The sequence below is a fragment of the Kitasatospora sp. NPDC056138 genome, assembly GCF_042264695.1.
Taxonomy (GTDB): domain Bacteria; phylum Actinomycetota; class Actinomycetes; order Streptomycetales; family Streptomycetaceae; genus Kitasatospora.
In genome coordinates this window covers 85,769-102,930 of record NZ_JBHJVK010000015.1, presented here as the reverse complement: position 1 = coordinate 102,930, position 17,162 = coordinate 85,769, and the positions used below count along the sequence as shown (strand labels likewise).

At 72.7% G+C, this 17,162-nt stretch carries 14 protein-coding genes; 3 read left to right on the top strand and 11 right to left on the bottom strand.

The window, feature by feature from the left end:
• Positions 1–29: 29 nt before the first annotated feature.
• The 5 genes from ACFC1R_RS12890 to ACFC1R_RS12870 are packed head-to-tail and all read right to left on the bottom strand — an operon-like array spanning position 30 to position 7,125.
• Entirely contained in the window at positions 30–1,694 is a 1,665-nt protein-coding gene (locus ACFC1R_RS12890; RefSeq protein WP_375937204.1) for a DUF885 family protein, read from the bottom strand.
• Entirely contained in the window at positions 1,691–3,517 is a 1,827-nt protein-coding gene (asnB, locus tag ACFC1R_RS12885) for an asparagine synthase (glutamine-hydrolyzing) (RefSeq protein ID WP_375937201.1), read from the bottom strand. The genes ACFC1R_RS12890 and asnB overlap by 4 nt, the downstream gene beginning before the upstream one ends.
• Before the next feature lie 42 nt (positions 3,518–3,559).
• Positions 3,560–4,435: an LLM class flavin-dependent oxidoreductase gene (locus ACFC1R_RS12880; RefSeq protein ID WP_375937259.1), complete on the bottom strand. Its 876-nt coding sequence runs from the start codon at positions 4,433–4,435 to the stop codon at positions 3,560–3,562.
• The gene (locus ACFC1R_RS12875) at positions 4,435–5,658 is read right to left on the bottom strand and encodes a hypothetical protein (RefSeq protein WP_375937198.1); all 1,224 of its coding nucleotides are present in this window, start codon (positions 5,656–5,658) and stop codon (positions 4,435–4,437) included. The genes ACFC1R_RS12880 and ACFC1R_RS12875 overlap by 1 nt, the downstream gene beginning before the upstream one ends.
• 30 nt (positions 5,659–5,688) lie before the next feature.
• Positions 5,689–7,125 (bottom strand): DUF6002 family protein, encoded by a 1,437-nt coding sequence (locus ACFC1R_RS12870; RefSeq protein ID WP_375937195.1) that lies wholly within the window; start codon positions 7,123–7,125, stop codon positions 5,689–5,691.
• A 702-nt stretch (positions 7,126–7,827) separates the two neighbouring features.
• Between ACFC1R_RS12870 and ACFC1R_RS12865 the strand changes: the two genes are divergently transcribed.
• Both ACFC1R_RS12865 and ddaH read left to right on the top strand, forming a co-directional pair.
• Complete coding sequence (locus ACFC1R_RS12865; protein ID WP_375937192.1) at positions 7,828–8,055, top strand: hypothetical protein; 228 nt, start codon at positions 7,828–7,830, stop codon at positions 8,053–8,055.
• 129 nt (positions 8,056–8,184) lie between these two features.
• The gene (gene ddaH / locus ACFC1R_RS12860; protein WP_375937190.1) at positions 8,185–9,045 is read left to right on the top strand and encodes a dimethylargininase; all 861 of its coding nucleotides are present in this window, start codon (positions 8,185–8,187) and stop codon (positions 9,043–9,045) included.
• Positions 9,046–9,349: 304 nt separating this feature from the next.
• Here ddaH and ACFC1R_RS12855 read toward each other — a convergent pair whose 3' ends face one another.
• From ACFC1R_RS12855 to ACFC1R_RS12840, 4 genes are all read right to left on the bottom strand, one after another.
• The gene (locus ACFC1R_RS12855; RefSeq protein ID WP_375937187.1) at positions 9,350–10,000 is read right to left on the bottom strand and encodes an FMN-binding negative transcriptional regulator; all 651 of its coding nucleotides are present in this window, start codon (positions 9,998–10,000) and stop codon (positions 9,350–9,352) included.
• A 305-nt stretch (positions 10,001–10,305) separates the two neighbouring features.
• Positions 10,306–10,968, bottom strand: a complete 663-nt coding sequence (locus tag ACFC1R_RS12850; protein WP_375937184.1) for an LmbU family transcriptional regulator — start codon at positions 10,966–10,968, stop codon at positions 10,306–10,308.
• 876 nt (positions 10,969–11,844) lie between these two features.
• A complete protein-coding gene (locus ACFC1R_RS12845) occupies positions 11,845–14,283 on the bottom strand; it encodes an acyl-CoA dehydrogenase family protein (protein ID WP_375937181.1) in 2,439 nt (812 codons plus the stop codon).
• A complete protein-coding gene (locus ACFC1R_RS12840; protein WP_375937256.1) occupies positions 14,280–14,483 on the bottom strand; it encodes an acyl carrier protein in 204 nt (67 codons plus the stop codon). Before ACFC1R_RS12840 ends, ACFC1R_RS12845 begins: the two co-directional genes overlap by 4 nt.
• Between ACFC1R_RS12840 and ACFC1R_RS12835 the strand changes: the two genes are divergently transcribed.
• Positions 14,401–14,589, top strand: a complete 189-nt coding sequence (locus ACFC1R_RS12835) for a hypothetical protein (RefSeq protein WP_375937178.1) — start codon at positions 14,401–14,403, stop codon at positions 14,587–14,589. The two genes, ACFC1R_RS12840 and ACFC1R_RS12835, sit on opposite strands and share 83 nt — an antisense overlap.
• Here the strand turns inward: ACFC1R_RS12835 and ACFC1R_RS12830 are convergent.
• Positions 14,586–16,331, bottom strand: coding sequence for an acyl-CoA dehydrogenase family protein (locus ACFC1R_RS12830; RefSeq protein ID WP_375937175.1), 1,746 nt, complete (start codon positions 16,329–16,331; stop codon positions 14,586–14,588). The two genes, ACFC1R_RS12835 and ACFC1R_RS12830, sit on opposite strands and share 4 nt — an antisense overlap.
• A complete protein-coding gene (locus tag ACFC1R_RS12825; RefSeq protein ID WP_375937172.1) occupies positions 16,328–17,158 on the bottom strand; it encodes an acyl-CoA thioesterase in 831 nt (276 codons plus the stop codon). The genes ACFC1R_RS12830 and ACFC1R_RS12825 overlap by 4 nt, the downstream gene beginning before the upstream one ends.
• Between the last annotated feature and the right edge of the window lie 4 nt (positions 17,159–17,162).

Sequence of the window (17,162 nt, the reverse complement as noted above, 5' to 3'; positions counted from 1 at the left end):
CCTCCCACGGCGTGGGAGGGCCACCGCGCTCATGGCGTGGAGGTGCCGTCCGCCAGGGCCAGTGCCCGGTCGAGGGCGGAGCGGTCCCCGAGGTACTCCCAGCGCAGCAGCGACAGCGGAACGTTTCCGTTCTCCCACAGGTAGTCGTGGCACGACCGCAGCTCGAACGCCGTCCCGTCCCTCCGTGCGGCGTCCGCCACGAAGCCCAGGACCTGGGTCTTCCCCGCCTGGTAGGACAGGGCCTGGCCGGGAGTCGAGGCGAAGTACACGGCCTCGTGGTCGGCGGTGGCCCGGTCCATCGGGGTCTGCTCCTGGAGCAGCCGCGAGGCGGAGGCGATCGTGAGGTCGCCGATGGCGAGGCGGACGTCCACTTCGACGCGCAGGGCCCGCAGGCGCAGGAAGTTGCGCACCCGTGCCCTGGAGTGCGGGGCGTCGTCGTACAGCCCCGTGGCGAGCAGCAACTCCTCGTTGTAGAGCGCGATCCCCTCGTTGGGGGCCGAGTCGTAGTACCGCCGGCGGGACAGCGCCGGGTTGGCCCACGAACGGGCCAACTGCTGGTGGTGGGCCCCCTCGTGGGCGATGCCGAGCCTCGGGTCCGACGCGGCCGCCAGGTCGAAGTACGGCAGGTCCGGCGAGGGCGGTGGCACGTAGCGGACGGCGTCCTGGTGCAGGCGGGACTCCGACGTCAGGTCGTCGGTGATCCCCAGCCAGTCGAGCGGCGCGAGGTACGGCGGAATCTGCCTGACGAGGTAGTGACGCAGTGCGGCGGGCTGCGTGAGCAGCCGCTGCTCCCGGTAGAACGCGCGGATGCCGAGCTCGTCCCGGCGGTGCTGCTCGATCTGTTCCTGAACGGACGGGGGCGGTGCGGGCGTCGGGAGGTTCCGCGCGCGGTGGCGTTCGAGGAGCTCCAGCGTCACCGCACGGTCGAACTCGTGCCGGCCGAGGGCGACGAGTTCCTGCGGGGTGAACGGCAGCAGTGCCACCCGGCCGAGGAAGAACCGGAACGCCGTGGGTCCCAGGGGGACGACCGGACGCATCGACTCCGCGCCCGCCGACAGCAGGTCGCGGAACGCCTCCAGCGCCTGGGCGGCCCGCTCCGCGGCCGGAACCAGGAGACGCCCTTCCCGCTCGGGGAGGAACGGCACCAGTGCCGCCATCGCCGCCGTCAGCCGGCCGCCCACCCCTGCGGTCCGCCGCACGGTCCACCGGGCGAACTCGGCCACCGCGTGCCCGGCCAGGTTGAGCTCGGCAGCCGCCAGGATCTGCGGGACGGCCGCGAGCTGGCGCAGCACGTCGGCGGCGCGCCGCCGGTCGAAGGGGGGCGGCGGCAGGAGCAGGTCGAAGACCACCCCGAGCGACTGGTCGACGTAGAACCCCGGGTCACGCTGCCACGGGCGGAGGACCTCGAGTTCCCAGCGCACCCGGGCGATGGCCGAGGACAGCAGCAGGTGGTCGATCTGCCGGCCGACCGGGGCTCCGGGATCGGCGAGGGCTCGGCAGGCCGCCTCGAAGGCGGGGAGTTCGCTCCGGTAGCGTGCCACCGCCTCCGGCGACCAGTCGGGCGTCCACCCGGCCGGGCGCCGGATGCGCGGGATGTCGTCGCCGGTCCGCGGTTGCTGGCGGGACCGCCAGGTCCAGAAGTCGTCCGCCAGCCGTGCCAGGTCCGTGCGGTGCCCCGCGTTCGCGCCGCTCATGCGATGCCCACCCGGAAGTCCCGCATCCAGGCGTCGACTTCGACCAGTGGGATCAGGACGTGGGCGACACCGGCGTGGACCATGGAGGAGCCTGCGCGCTCGACCAGGGCGTCGATCCGCCGGCCGTCCAGCAGCCCGTACAGCGGGGACTGCCGGTCCTGGCCCAGCGCGCGCGCCCGGCGCACGACGGCGTCGGCGTAGGCGGGGGCGAAGGCCGCCGGGTAGGCGCTCTTCGGGCGCCGCAGCACCGGCTCGGGGAGCAGGTCCGCGACGGCGGCGCGCAGCAGGCTCTTCTCCCTGCCGTCGGCGGTCTTCAGGGACCAGGGGACGTTCCAGGCGTACTCGACCAGCCGGTGGTCGCAGAACGGCACCCGGACCTCCAGGCCCACCGCCATGCTCATCCGGTCCTTGCGGTCGAGGAGCAGCGCCAGCGGTCCCTGCATGCTCAGGTAGAGCACCTCGCGCATCCGCGCCTGGAGCCCGGTCTCCCCGTCCAGGCGGGGCACTTCGGCCAGCAGCGCCGCGTAGAGGTCCTTCTCCATCTCGTCCGGACGGATCCGCGCGCGGACGTCGGGTGCCAGGCAGTCCGTGAGGCGGACGCCGTCGCCGAGCCAGGGGAAGGTGTCCCGCCGGACGATCGCGGGATCGTGGAACCAGGGGTAGCCGCCGAAGATCTCGTCGGCGGCCTCGCCGGACAGGGCGACCGTCGAGCTCTGCCGGACCGCGGCGAACAGGCCGTACATCGACGTGTCGAACTGGCCGAGCCCCGGCAGGTCCCGTGCCCGCCGGGCGGCGCCCAGGGTGTCCGAGAGGGCGTCGGCCGAGAGCCGGACCTCGGTGTGGTCGGTTCCGAGGTGACGGGCCGCCAGCCGGGCGTAGGGCGCGTCGCGCTCGGGACGCAGCGGCGTGGGCCGGAAGTCCGAGTCGGCGCCCTCGAAGTCCACCGAGAAGGTGGTGAGCCGGCCGGCCCCGGACCCGTGCACCTGCCGCGCCGCGAGGGCCGTCAGCGCACTCGAGTCCAGGCCGCCGGAGAGCAGCCCGGACAGCGGGACGTCCGCCACGAGCTGACTCGCGGTGATCTCCGTCAGCAGCTCCCGGACCGTGCCGGCGGTGGTCCGGAAGTCGTCGGTGTGTTCGCGGGGCGTCAGCTGCCAGTACCTGGTCTCGGTGACCCCGCTCGCGCCGAACCGCACCAGGTGGCCGGGACGCACTTCGGACAGTCCCTGGAGCGGGGTCGTCCCGAGCGGTGCCAGCCGCTGGTTGAAGAGCATCGGGAAGGCGGACTCCTCGATGCGCCGCTCGAAGAGCGGGTTGGCGAGGATCGCCTTGGGCTCGGACCCGAACAGCAGCCCGCCGGCGTAGGTGTGGAAGTAGAGCGGCTTCACCCCCAGCCGGTCGCGGACGAGCAGCAGTTCCTCGCGCCCGGCGTCCCAGACGGCGAAGGCGAACATGCCGTTGAGGCGGTCCACCAGCGCGGCGCCCCATTCCAGGTAGGCCCGCAGCACCACCTCGGTGTCGGACCTGGTCGTGAAGGTGTGGCCGAGCCGGACCAGCTCCGACCTGAGCTCGCGGAAGTTGTAGACCTCGCCGCTGTAGCTGAGGACCACCGGCCGGCCGGCGGCCGAGGCGGCCGACATGGGCTGGCGGCCGCCCTCGACGTCGATGACCGCCAGCCGCCGGTGCCCGATGGCGGCCCTCGCCGACGTCCAGGCACCGCCCGCGTCCGGGCCCCGGTCGATCATGGACCCGGTCATCGCCGTGAACACGTCCTGCTCGTCCCGCAGATCCCGGGTGAAGTCGACCCAGCCTGCTATTCCGCACATACGCCCCTCCGTTTCCGGCCGACACCACGGGTCGGGCCTCGATCACCTGTCGCCGAGCGCGGGCAGCACTTCACCGGCTATCCGCTCCAGCACCGCCGGGTCGCCGACGAACGGGGGCTCCCGCCGCGGGAACGGCACCACCATGTCCGTGATCCCCGCCTCGCCGTACCGGCCCACCGCGTCGGCGAAGGCTTCCACGGAGGCCAGCGGGGGATCGGTCCGGTTGACGTTGAGCAGCAGGGTCCGCAGTCCCGCGGGGTCGCGTCCGACGGCCTCGCAGGCGTCCTGCAACCGTGCGACCTGCTCGCGGACGAGCTCCGGCGACGCGGCGGGCGCGATCAGCCCGGGTGCCGAGGAGGTCCCGTTGGTCACCCAGATGTCACCGTGTCTGGCCGCGACCCTCATGCCGCGCGGTCCACTCGCGCCGATCGCGAACGGAATCCGCGACCTGGCCCGGCCGGACGGCTCCACGTGCGCCCGCCTGGCCCGGTAGTACTCCCCGGTGAAGTCGGTCACCGGCGAGCTCAGCAGACGGTCCGTCAGGTCGACGAACTCCGCGAACCGGCGGGAGCGTTCGGCCGAGGACCAGGCGGCGGCGCCGAGGACTTCGGCATCGGCGCCGCCGGCGCCGGCCCCGACCCCGAGGATGAACCGGCCGTCGGAGATGTCGCTGAGGGTGATGATCTCCTTGGCGAACGGGACGGGGTGGCGGAAGTTCGGTGAGGACACCAGGGTGCCGAGCCGGATCCGGCGGGTCACCGCCGCCGCGGCCGCCAGGGTGGGGACGGAGGAGAACCAGGTGCGGCCCACCAGGTCGCGCCAGGCGATGTGGTCGTACGTCCACGCGTGGGCGAAGCCCAGCTCGTCCGCGAGCTGCCAGCTGTGCCGTGCCTCGCTCCACGAGGCGGCGGGAAGGATCAGGACGCCGATACGGATGATGCGCTCCCTGTGAATCGGGCGCCCCGTCCGGCGGCGCCTGCGGGTAGGTCGGCCAGGAACGCGTCCAGCTCGATCAGCCGCCGGCGGCTCAGGCCGGTCCCCTGCCAGCGGTAGTCGAGCCGGGCGGGCCGCTCGCGGTCGAAGAAGTACACGGCCTCGAGTCCGCCGGCGTCGTCCTCGGCGATCACCGGGTTGGCCACCAGGAAGTCGCGGACCTCCGGGGAGTCCCGCTGGACCTGGAGCCAAAGCCGCTTCCCGGCGAAGTGGTCGGCCGGCCGGGTGACCACGGGGTGCAGCTTCCGCTTGAACTGGAAGATGCCCTTGCTCAGGAACGGTTCACAGCCCGACAGGTCCAGGCTCGTCACGTGCCGCAGTGCCGCCCACTCCTGGATGAGGAGGTAGACGGCCATGAGCACACCGGAGCGGTAGTGCTCCTCGGCGCCGTCCAGCACACCGGCCAGCCGCAGGGTGAGCGTCCGCCGCCCCGGTCCCCAGCGGCACAGCATCCCGGCCACCCGCTCGCCCCGCTGGGTGACGAAGAACAGCTCGCCCCGGCTCAGCACGCAGTGGTAGGCGCTCTCCCGGTCGAGACTGCGGGTGGCCTCGCCGTGGCGCCGCCGCATCGTCGGGAGATGGAACCGCTCGTAGAAGTCGTCGAAGTCCGCCCGGGTCGTCGCCGTCTCGAGCCGCCAGTCGAGGGCCCTCTGCTGCCGGGCGAACTGCTGGCGGTCCTTGCGGGAGACCCGCTGCCGCACGACGGCGGGGTCCGGCGCCAGCGGCACCACCAGGTGGAGCCGGAACGGCAGCACCAGCGATGCGCGGGTGGGGAGCCGGGCGGCCCGCCGCGCCGTGCAGCCGACCGCGAGCAGGTCGACCGGCGGCAGGTTCCGACGGGCCGCCAGGGACGTCCAGCGGATGCGGCCCGCCACGCGCAGCGGTGTCCGGCCGGCCGGTCCGCGGCGCTCCTCCAGGAAGGGCAGCACGTGGCTGAGGCCCTCCACGGGACCGGCGTACGCGAGGCTCGGCGCCCCGCCGCCGACGGACGAGGCCACGCAGGGGAACCGCCGCGGCAGTTCCCCCCTGAGCCAGTGCCGGGTCCGGGCGAAGAGGGGGTTCGGGCTGGTGCCCCAGGCGAACCTGAACTCCAGCGGCCAGGCGTTCAGGGGCGGCGGACGCCACCGGCGCCGGCGGGAAGTACCCATGCGCGTCCTCTCGTTGCGGGTCGAAGGGGCTCAGGCCGGGTCCGCGGGGCTCTCGCCGCAGACGATCCGGGCGATGTCCGCTGCCGACGCCACCGGCCGGGCGCCGGGCCCGAGCGGGGTGTAGTCCGCGTCGGTGTACCAGCCGGAGCCGTGCACCACGACGTCGTGGTCGGGCTTGACCAGACCTCGGTCGATCGCGTTGAGAACACCGGTCAACGCCATGACGAGTGACCACTCACGGACGCCCGCGGGATCGGCGGGGGCGCTGAAGCCGGCGCCTTCGAGCCCGGCCCGCAGCTCGGGGTAGCGCTCCCGGCACTCGTGACCGGACACCACGATGCCGTCTCCGCCGTAGGTGTTGATGATCCCGGTCATCGTCGCGGCGGTCACCGGCGCGTGGGTGTAGAAGGTGCTGTCGAGGATCTCGGCCGGGTCGTCCGTCGTCGCGGGGAAGTGCGGGTCGAGCTGCTGGTGGTGACGGCCACCCGCCGGGTCGGCCCGGTACTGCGGGACGTGGCTCCGGTCGAAGCTCCCGAACCGCAGGTCGAGGACCATGTCCGGAGTGCCGAGGTGCTGCACGAGCAGCGTGTGCGGTCGTCTGGCGGGCGAGGAGATCCCCGCCTCCTCCAGCAGCGAGCGGCCTCGGTGGTAGCCGAGCATGCCGAACGCGCTCGACACCGCGTGGGCGTGCGTCCTCGGACGCAGGGCCTGGTCCAGGGGAGCGGTCGCGTGCTCGAAGAGGGCACGGGAGACGTCCGCGAGGAGGTAGTTGTTCAGGTCGAGCGAGAACCAGACGCGCGCGCCGGTCCTCCGGTGGACCTCCTCGGCGTGCTCCGCCACGAACTCGCGGCCCAGTGCCTTGACCTCCTCCGCCACCGGGCTCCGCAGTGTGAGCACCGGATTCAGTGCCGCCAGGGCGGGGTCCTCGGAGAGGGCGCCGGCCCGCAGCTTCCCGGCGGACGAGGCGGGTGCGAGCACCACGACGCGCAGCTGCTCGGGGGTGGCCAGACCGCAGGCGAGCGCGCGCTGGACCGCGTCCCGCAGGGCCGTTCCCTTGTTCGCCGAGGTCGGGGTGAAGATGATCACCGGCTCGCCGTGCCGGCGGATGTGCTCGACGGCCCGGGCGACGATCAGCAGCGAGGGGAAGGTCTTCGTGGTGTTGGTGCCCGGGTTCGCGGCGAGGTTGAGCAGGGTCAGCGACTGGTCCCGGTAGCTGCCGAAGTCCAGCCACCGCGCCTCGGCCGCGCCGAAGAACTCGGCGACCTGCGGGGTCAGTTCGGGCAGCGCGAAGCCGGGCGTGACCACCCCCGGCTGCGGCCGGACGGTGCTCCCGGCGTCGAAGGACGCAGCCACCTCGTTCAGCGTGCGGTAGAAGTCCGTGATCAGGTTCGCCGAGCCACCCGGTGTCAGGGCGGCGGCTTCTGCGGCCGCGATGCGGGCGAGCGGCGTGTTGGCTGTGCGCGACACTGGATATCTCCCCGGTGATGGTGTCGGTCTGCTGAGTAGTTGGTCCGACTGCTTCGCCCCGGACGCCTCCGCCGGAGCCCGGGCCCCACGAGCCTTGGTGACGTGACGTGACGTGACGGGAACCCGGGCCACCGGACTCCGCGGCCGCGGGTCGCGACGGCGTCGCTCCGCCCGTCGCGAGGCTCACGGCCCCGACGGGCCCCGAGGTCGCGGGCGGGCCCCGGGGCCGTGGCGGAGCCGATCCGGTACCCGGCCGGCGGCGGTGCCCGGCCGGAGGGCGGCCACCGGGGTTCCGGTGGAAGCCGGACCTGCGGCCCGCCCGGTGGCCGAGCCGCAGCCGCACGCGCTCGGAAGGCGGCTCGCGGTGTGCCCGGAACCACCTCGGGAGGCGTAAGCGGGAACAGCTCCGGAACGGCGTTCAGTCCGCATACGGGTATCCGATGCGGCCATTTCGGTAGGGCACTCACCCCTCTGCTGCGACTGCAACAATGATTCGCCCGGGAAGGGCCCACCGGTCACGGAAGGGCCCGCCGCGGCGTACGGCCCAGACTATATCCCGGGCCACCGTCCGCCGTCTGCGAAGAGACCGGAACAGTGTCGGGGACGAGTTCCGGAACGCCTCGCGCTATTGCATCGCATGCCCGGCCGGATCCGTGATTCCACCGGCGGGCGGGGAAGGCGGTGCGGCGGGAACAGGCAATCGTGGACAGCCACTCCATGTTCTGCCAGACTCTCGCAGGAGATGCGGTCCAGGCCGCCAAGTCCAGCCACTTCGACCGGAGTTCGGCGTTGGCCTCCCTCGTGACGAGTCGGATTGCCACCGAACAGATGTTGCGCCTCGAAGCGGACATCCTCCTTTTCGTTATGTTCGAGACGCCGGTCTCCGACGGGCGTTCCGACATCTTCCCCAAGCTCATCCGGGATGGGTGAAGCCCGGTAATACCGGACTGCGCCGGGAGGCTTGTCCGGTCATCTCCCGAGCAATCCACCTGAAATTCCGTCGACCGTTCAGCGGGATATTTCCGGCTACGGCCGGACACGCAGTCCAGAGGAGGACACGTGCCTTATACCGACCCCATCCGTGACAGTCGGCCGGCGGACCGGCGCGGTAAGCGCACCGCCACGCACCGCCGCTTCCTGATGTGCCCGCCCCGCCATTTCGAGGTCAGCTACTCCATCAATCCCTGGATGGACCCGAAGAAGCCGGTCGACGGGGGCCTCGCCTTCGCCCAGTGGGAACAGCTCCGTGACCTGTACCGCGAGCTGGGGCACACCGTGGAGACCATCGAGCCGATCCCCGGTCTGCCTGACATGGTGTTCGCCGCCAATGGCGCCACCGTCGTGGACGGACGCGTGTTCGGCGCCCGCTTCCGGCACGCGGAGCGCACCGCGGAGGGTCCTGCCTACCTGTCGTGGTTCGTCGAGCAGGGCTACCGCGAGGTCCACTGGCCGGAGCACATCAACGAGGGTGAGGGCGACTACCTGGTGGTCGGACGCCGGCTGCTGGCCGGGACCGGGTTCCGGACCGATCCGCGGTCGCACGCCGAAGCGCAGGAGTTCTTCGGGCTCCCGGTCACCGGGCTGACGCTGGTGAACCCCGACTTCTACCACCTGGACACCGCGCTGGCGGTGCTCTCCGACGATGAAGTCATGTACTACCCGGACGCGTTCAGCGCGGGCAGCCAGTCGGTGCTGCGCGAGATGTTCCCCAATGCGATCCTGGCCGCCGCCGAGGACGCCGCCGTCTTCGGGCTCAACGCGCTCTCGGACGGGAAGCACGTGGTGCTCCCGGAGGCCGCCACCGGCCTGATCGAGCAGCTGCGCAGCCGCGGCTTCGAGGCCATCGGGGTGGAGCTGGCGGAACTGCTGAAGGCCGGCGGCAGCGTCAAGTGCTGCACCCTGGAGCTGCGCGGGAGATGACCGCCACCCGGGCGGCCCGCGACGCTCACGGCCGCTGGGCGGTCTGCCGCCGTCCGTGCTTGCGGACCCGCCTGCCGGAGGCGGGGCGGCCGGGCGCCGAGGTGATCGGCCGGAGCCTGGGGCCGGTGCCGGAGTTGCTTCCGGCCCGTCTCCCCAGGCCGTCCGCCGACCGCCACGGCGAGGCCGGCGGCCGGTCACCCCGGCAGGGACGAGGTCCAGTGACGTCCGGCCCGGGTCCGATGCCGCTGCCGAGTGACCTCGCGCCGAGGACTCCGCGCCGAGGACTCCGTTCGGAGCCGACACCTCAGTCGTGACGCCGCATGAGAGCGGAGACCTGACGGCCTCCCGGAGTGCCGGCGGCGAACGACTCCGCCACCATCTCCCGCACCTCGTCGGTCTTCTCCTGGCTCAGCTTGAACATGCCTTCGGCGGAGGCCACTTCGAACCGGAAGGCGCCGACCCCGCCGACGATCTGCTCGAAGTAGGCGAGGGAGCCGGACATGTCCCAGTCGGTCCCGTGGTCGCGCTCGTAGGCGCGCACCGTCGACTTGACGATCTCCAGAGTCTCCGTGCGACCGGTGATCGGGCGGATCGTCCCGCGCAGGTGGACCGCGGCGAAGTTCCAGGTCGGTGCGGCTGGAGAGGTCTGGTAAACGGTGGGGGTCACATAGGCGTTCGGACCGTGGAACACCGCCAGCGCCTGCTCCGACTCCGGTGCCTCCAGCAGCGCGGTCCAATGGGGGTTCATCCGATTCAGGTGACCGTGGAACACCGTGCCCACCAGACCGGTCTCGCCGGTTCCGCCGCTCAGTGAAGCCTCCTGCGGAATCATCGGAAGGTGCGTGGCGAGCGGACCGGCCGTGCCGTTGCTCACCAGGGTCGCCAGGGGGTGTCCGCGCACGATCTCCAGGACCCAGGAAGGGTCCTGGGGGCGGTACAGCTCAGGAACGAACATGGCCGTCCTCCACGGGGTGCTGGTCGAATGGGCGTGGCCCCGTCCCGCCAGCGGGATGACCGGCGCGCCTCCGGCGCGGCGGGCGGTGCCGCAGCGAGCCCGCCTGAGCGGGGGAGACACGGAGCCGGGAGCCCGCTTCGCGGGAGAGGGAAGCGGAAAGGGAAGCGGGAGAGGAAAGCGGGAGAGGGAAGCGGGACCGGGAACTCCCCGCCGCGCTCGGGCGAGGACTCCGAACGGCCGCGGAGCCGGGCGACCGTACTCCACCGTGTGCTTCGCGGCCGGTCGTGGGCGTGCGGCCTCCGGCGTTATGCGTCCGGTCCCCGGAGCGCGCTGCACGCCGCCTCGTCGAGCTGGGCGAGGATCCATTCCTGCAGGTTGTTGCCCGATCGGGTCGCGGCCTCCCGCCACCGCTCGGCCTGCTCGGGTGTCACTTCGAGGCGACGCAGGAGATCGAGCCCGGCCGGCGACCTGGTCTCGTGCTTCCGGCCGCGTACCTGGCGCCGGAGTTCGTTGCGCGACCAGCCTTCCCGCTCCGCACGGTCCAGCCAGCCGTCCTGCTCGCTCGGAGCGAGGGACGCCACCTCGGCATGGTGCTGAAAGCTCAATTTCGATCTACGCCGAGCCAGTTCGAACCTGCGCGCCACCCAGGCGTAATTGCGGATTGTCTGGTAGTCGAGTCCGGCCGCGTCGACCGCTTCACGGTAGCGATTTTCGTAACGCGACTGGCCGTAGACGATCCAGTCTCCAAGGCACCACGCCGAAGAGTCGTGCGCCCGTGCGATCTTCAGGCCCGCCTGCTCCCAGACGTTGAAGGCAAGGGCATTTACTATCCGCAGGCCGACCCGTGTGACCAGCACGGATCCCTCTTCGGCGGGTTCATTTCCAATACGAGAGTGCGGGATGGTTTGTCTGCCGTTGACAGCCGAATGTTTGGCCCTGTCAATCTTGGCGATCGAGGCTGCGACCACTGTCCAATCTCCCCCATACCTCACCCAGCCGGATTCAGGAAGGAATTTCTTGCGGTAATCTCCCTTGTTGCTCCCTGCAGTTGACGCATAGTCACTTCTCAATGTGCCCTGCAACTTTAAACGATCTAGGCATTGGCAAGTCAAGAGCCTCGCACGTTCCTATCCGCCCCCCTCTTCACTGCTGTCCCGCCGGCGGTACAGCGGCGGGCGCAACCTGTGCATCCGGGTGAAGAATGCCACATTGTGTCGGGTACGTCTGATTCATTCTCCGCACATGAAATCCCCGGGAGATCTACACAGACCATGCACCGAAAAGTGCGCACGGCCGGATTCCGGTCGGCCGGCCGGTTTCCGTCCGGAAAGATCTTCCGTACGGTGCCGAAGTGGCCATGAGGCCAGATCAGCAGGGATTCTTCGGCCGAGTACCCGGGGAGGAGACGGCGGCCGGCGGTACGACCGCGGCGGAGTGCGGGAGCGCGGGGGCGTCGCGTGGGCTCGGCCGGGGTGGGGGCGGCGTGGTCCGGCGGGGAGTTCGCGGAAGGAGCCGATGCGGACCGCGACGACTTCGAGGCCGTGCTTGTGGGCGCAGAGGTGGCCGAGGTGTTCCCCGGCGAGCTTGCCGACGGTGTGGGAGGTGTCCGGCGCCGTGGTGTCCTGCGGCTGGGTGTCCTGCGGCGTGAGGCCGCGGTCGACGGCGGACGGCCTGCCGACACTCCCGGCGGGGTGGGCGGCAGGACGCGGCGCAGCCGGCCAGGCCGCCCCGGGCGCCCGCCGTTCCTGTCGACGCCGATCGGAGCCGAGGAACGAGGCGGCCCGTACCCGCGCGGCGCCGCCGCGCGGGTACGGGCCCGTCCGTGCCGACCGGGGCCGTGTCGGCTACGGACGCCGGGCCGCGATCAGCCGGATGCCGAGGGCGGAGTCCTCCCACGCCATCCGGACCTGGCCCAGCCCCGCAGCGCGGAGCAGGCCCTCGATCTCGCCGTCCGCCGGTACCGTTCCGCCGGCCAGCACAAGGTCGAGCCGGGTCGCCGCGGCACCGAGCGGGCGCTTGGGGGCGAGCGGGCACGGGACGACGAGCCAGCCGCCGGGCAGCAGTGCCGCCGCGGCGGCCGTGACCGCCTGCCGCAGATCGGCGGCGGGCAGTCCGGCGGCGGGCAGCCAGGCGAGCGCGAGCCGGTCGCTCTCCTCGAAGCCCGTGAGGCCGCCGGTCCGGACCCGTACCGACCCGTCGGTCACGGGTACGGCCATCCGGTCCGGCTCCAGCGCGAGCACCGGTACGAACGGGATGTGGCGCGCCAGCTCGACGGCGGACCGGCCACCGTCGCCGGCCGCGCAGCCCACCCTCGCACCGGGGCGGTCCAGCACCTCCGGCAGCCCTTCCAGCCGTCCGAGCAGGGAGTTGACCAGCACGTCCGCGAGCGCCGCCGCCTCGCCGCCGCAGCCGGCCACCGAATCGCGGCCCGTGACCGGCTTCCCAGCGCGCAGCAGGGCTCCGCCGGCCAGTGCACGCCGCAGCCGGGCGGCGAACGCCGAGGCGCGCGGGCCGCCGATGAGCACCCGCTCCAGGCCCCGGTCGACGGCATGGCGGTCGTCACCGTCGACGCGTACCACCGAGGCGTCCACCAGGACGGCGAGGAGCTCGGCGGTGAGCCCCTCCGGCAGGTCGGCCGCCGCCTCCTGCACGGTGCACGGCTCCAGCAGCCGGGCCAGCAGACCGGTCTCCTGGGCCACCGCGCAGGCCAGCAGGCCCCATGCCCCGGCGGCCACGCCCGCGAGCCGTCCGTCGAACAGACCGGCCGGCCCCTGCGGCAGCGCGTCGGGAACCCGTCCGGACCGGACGGCGGCCAGCAGGGCGTGGGCGCGGTCGAGCAGCGCGGCCAACTCGCCGCGCCGGTCGGGACCGACGGCCTCGACCCCGGCCGCCGACAGCACCGTGCGCACCGCGTCGCGCACCGGATCGGGGAACTGCTCCAGGGCACCGTCGTTCGAGGCTCCGGCAGCGGAAACGCCGGTTGCGGAGGATTCGGCCGCCGAGGCTTCGGCGGCGTGCAGTGCCCACCAGGCGTCCGCCAGCTTGGCGACGGCGCGTTCGGCGGCGTCCTCCCTGACCCGCTTGCCCTCCAGGCCGACGATGGTGCGCTGTCCCAGCTGGATGAGCAGCATCTCCTGGGAACCCTGACCGGAGATCAGCCCCAGGATGTCGCGCATGAACCGCTCCCACGGGAACGCGGACATGTAGGCCTCGCCGCCCTGCAGGCTCATCACCAGCTGGCCGACCCGCAGCGCGCACTCCGAGGCGTGGTGCTTGGCGACGGTGGCGAACTCGTCGAAGTGCGGGTCGCGGTCGGGCGACCGGGTGCCGTCGAGTGCCCGGTAGACGCTCGCGCGGGCCGTCTGCAGCAGGGCACGCATCTCCCCGACCGAGCGCTCGACGTTGGGGTAGTCGAGCACGCGGCGCCCGCTGCGCCTGCGCGGGGACAGTGACTCCACGCAGTTCTCGATCACCCCGTCCAGCGCGCCGAGCACCCCGCAGGCACTCATCGTCCGGCGGATGCGCGCGTAGGTGTTGAGCTCGCTGAGCGCGTCCGCGCGCCAGACCAGCCGCCAGGCCGGCAGCCGCACGTCCGCCAGGAGGACCTGGCCCAGGCCCATGGTGTGCATGCCCATGGTGTCCATGTGCACGGGGGTGACGCCCGGGTCGTCCTTCTCGACCACGAACGCGAGCATGTCGTTGGACGCCTCGTCGCGCAGGAACACGATGAACAGGTCGGCGAAGCTGGCGCCGGCGAGGAAGCGCTTGGCGCCGTTGAGCACCCACTCGTCGCCCTCGAGCCGCGCGGTGGAGCGGTAGTCGTACGGGTCCCGGCTCTCGTAGGCGCCCTGCACCCCGAACCGCCGGCCGGCCACGAGGTCCGGAACGTAGCGCTCGATCAGCTCCGGCCTGCCGCTGGAGAGGATCAGCTCGGTGATCTCGACGCTGATGTCGAGCAGTACGGCGAAACCGGGATCGCGCGAGAGCCGGGCGATCTCCTCGACCACCACGCCCCAGGCGAGCTTGTCCCGCCCCTCGCCGCCGATCTCGGCCGGCAGCGAGAACCGCATCAGCCCGAGGTCGCCGGCCTGCTCGAAGATCCGGTTGTCGAGCGGTCGGCACTCCTTGTTGCGGAAGTGCGAGCCGGGGTTGGCCAGGTCCAGGACGAAGCTCCCGAACCGGCGCCGGGCCTCGCGCCGGACCTGTTCGATCTCGGCGTCGAGGGTGCGGTGCCCGGGGTCCGCCCGGTTCATCACGTCGACGGCGTGGGCGCGGGGCGTCATGCCCCGGCCTCCGGCGCGTCGCCGCCGCCCGCCGCGGCCGCGCCGCCGGTCATCTCGCGCACCAGGTCGTCGAGCGACTCGTCACCGAGGAAGCGTTCGAGCGGGATGTTGGCGCCGGTGCGCTCCTCGACCTCGACGGAGAGCTGGGCGGCCGTGAGCGAGTCGATGCCGATCTCGCCGAGCGGCCGGTCGGTGGGGATCTGCTGCGCGTCGATGCCGAGCAGCTCTCCGATCAGCGAGGACAGCCAGCTGCCGGTGGACTCGGCGGTGCCGGTGAGGTTTGCGGTGGTGATGGCGTTCTCCTAGGTTCGGGCCGGCGCGGACCCTCGGTGCTGCGGCGCGAGCCGCAGCGGCACGAGGGAGAACGCCCGGTCGTCGTCGTCAAGGTGCTTGAGCCGGTGCACCAGCCGGTCCTCGGCCGCCAGGTCGGGCTCGACCGGCAGACCGAGCCGCTCCACGACGCGGCGCAGCGCGACCGAGAGCCAGGCCCGGTCTGCGGCCAGGTCGCCGAGTGCCTCCCGGCGCTGCAGCCAGGTGTGCAGGCAGCAGGCGCCCGCGTGCACCAGGCAGTGCCGCCGGGCCGACTCGTACGCCTCGGACGTGCGGAGCGTGCCGAGCCTGCGGAACGTCTCCCGGGTCTCGTCGCGGACCGTGAGCAGCCTGCGGGCGAGCCGGGCGAGCTCCGCGTCGTCGCGCAGCGCCTCGACCGCGTCGTCGAGCAGGTCGACCACCTCGTCGGCGCCGCCGTAGGTGATCGCCGGGCGCTGCTCCCGGGGCGCCACCGGCGGCACCGGTTCGCCGAATCCGAACAGCAGCGGCAGCGGGAGTTCGGGGCGGGCGGTGCTCCGTCGCCGTGCCCCGCTGACCAGTTGGGCGCGGACGGTGTCCAGCTGGACCAGCTGGGTGCCCTCGAACACCGGGGTGATCGCCACGTCCCGCGCCAGCTTCTGGAAGGCGCCGTCCGCGACCCCCTCGCGCAGGTAGGCCCGGGCACTCAGCACCTCGCCGCAGGCGTTCACGGCGTCCACGCAGAGCTGCGGCACCACGTACTTCGCCACCGCGGACCAGAGCGGCATCCGCTGCCGGGCCACGTCGAGGCCGCGCGCGGCGGCCAGGGCGGTGCACTCCGCGATCAGCACGTCGGCGAAGCCGCGCGCCAGCAGCGAGCGCACCGGCGCCAGCGCCAGCGCCGGCTCGCCGTACAGCACCCGTCCGCGCGCGTGCCGCAGTGCGATGCGCAGTGCCGTGTCGGCCGCGCCGAGGCTGCTCCCGCCGACCAGGGTCCGGGTGAACTGGAGCATGCCGGAGACCATCTCGATGCCGCGGCCGGGCCGTCCGATCACGGCGTCGCCGCCGACCCGGCAGTCGCTGAGGGTGAAGCCGCTCAGGTCGTGGCCGCGCAGGCCGTGGGTGCGGACCTTCGGAAGCCGCTGCACCCCGTGCGGGCCGATGGCGTCGAAGTCGAGCAGGAACAGCCCGAACGACGGGTCGGAGGCGGCGAGCACGGTGGCGAACGAGGACCGCCGGCCGTTGCCGACCAGCCACTTCCGCCCGTTCAGCACGAAGGCGCCGTCGGTGGGGGTGGCCCGCGTGCCGGTGGCGAGCAGGTCGCTGCCGGCGGCCTCCTCGCTGATGCCGGCGGTGCCCCAGGCCCGGCCGAGCGCGAGCTCGGCGACCCGCTGCCGCTGCCGGTCGTCGCCCCAGATCCACACCGGTGTCGTGGCGAGGAGCGTCGACCCGAGGCCGACCGAGACCGCCAGTTCGCGGCGCGATGCCGCCCGCACCACGGCCAGCAGCGACTCGAACGAGGCGAGCCGGCCGCCCTCGCTGACCGGCACCAGGTGCTCGTGCAGGCCGGCCGACCAGGCCGCCTCGTACGCCGCGGTGGGCTCGGTCTCCAGGTCGTCCGCGCGCACACCGCGCGCCAGCGACATGCCGGTGCCGGGATCGAACGGGCAGCCGAGCGCCTGCTCCAGCTCCTCCGCCGCCCCGAACGTGGACGGTGCCGCCCCCACCGGGGCGGTCGACGGTATTCCGGTGCCGGTCATGTGCGCTCCACCACGATCGCGTACGGCCCGCCGCCGTCCTCGTCGGCGAGTCCCAACTCATGGACGAACGCGAGCTCTTCGCCCTGGCGGTAGGCGGTGGTGCGGACCTCCAGCAGGTCCCACAGCTGGCCGGCCCGCAGCCAGGTCACGTCGACCCGGCGGATCCCCTCGGTCATGGCCCGGCGCAGCTCGGGCGCCTTCCGGCCGTGCCGCATCACGAACTCCTCCCGCGCGCCGCCGGCGAACCCGAGGGACTCGACCCAGTACCACTGGTCGGCCACCTCGCAGTGGTGCCGGTGCACCCGGAACGCCGTGGTGTCCGAGGCGATCAGCTCGCCGTCCCGCTCGAAGGCGCCCACCAGCCGGCGGACCGGGGACAGGTACGGGGAGCGTTCGACCTCGTCGTCGTGGAAGGCCGCGACGAGCGAGGGGGGCAGTGTCGTGGGCGCGCCGGAGAGCGCCAGGTCGCCGCTGAGCCGCAGCGGCACCGAGGCGGCGCGGGTGCGTACCGCGACGCCGGCCGGGCCGGAGAGCGTCATCTCCATCTCCAGCTGCGAGGACTTCGGCCCGCGCACCCGCGCGCGGACGTCGACCAGCACCTCGTCGGCGTCCAGGAACCGCAACGGCTGCTCGTACTCCAGCTGCCACGCCCACAGGACCAGTCCCACCTGGTGCTCGGACACCAGCGTGCGGTGGCTGCACACGTGGTCGCGCATCCAGCGGGTACCGGCCTGGAAGGCGAGTCGTCCGACGGCGGTGGTCTGCAGCTGCGTCGGGGTGAAGAGGCTCGCGTCGAGCACGACCTCGTAGGTGGAGCTGCGCGGCATCGGG

What these genes read in the sequence shown, in the direction of transcription:
- ACFC1R_RS12890 (WP_375937204.1), bottom strand. Translation starts at nt 1,694, where the DNA reads ATGAGCGGCGCGAACGCGGGGCACCGCACGGACCTGGCACGGCTGGCG.
- asnB (WP_375937201.1), bottom strand. Translation starts at nt 3,517, where the DNA reads ATGTGCGGAATAGCAGGCTGGGTCGACTTCACCCGGGATCTGCGGGAC.
- ACFC1R_RS12875 (WP_375937198.1), bottom strand. Translation starts at nt 5,658, where the DNA reads ATGGGTACTTCCCGCCGGCGCCGGTGGCGTCCGCCGCCCCTGAACGCC.
- ACFC1R_RS12855 (WP_375937187.1), bottom strand. Translation starts at nt 10,000, where the DNA reads ATGTTCGTTCCTGAGCTGTACCGCCCCCAGGACCCTTCCTGGGTCCTG.
- ACFC1R_RS12845 (WP_375937181.1), bottom strand. Translation starts at nt 14,283, where the DNA reads ATGACGCCCCGCGCCCACGCCGTCGACGTGATGAACCGGGCGGACCCC.
- ACFC1R_RS12830 (WP_375937175.1), bottom strand. Translation starts at nt 16,331, where the DNA reads ATGACCGGCACCGGAATACCGTCGACCGCCCCGGTGGGGGCGGCACCG.
- ACFC1R_RS12825 (WP_375937172.1), bottom strand. Translation starts at nt 17,158, where the DNA reads ATGCCGCGCAGCTCCACCTACGAGGTCGTGCTCGACGCGAGCCTCTTC.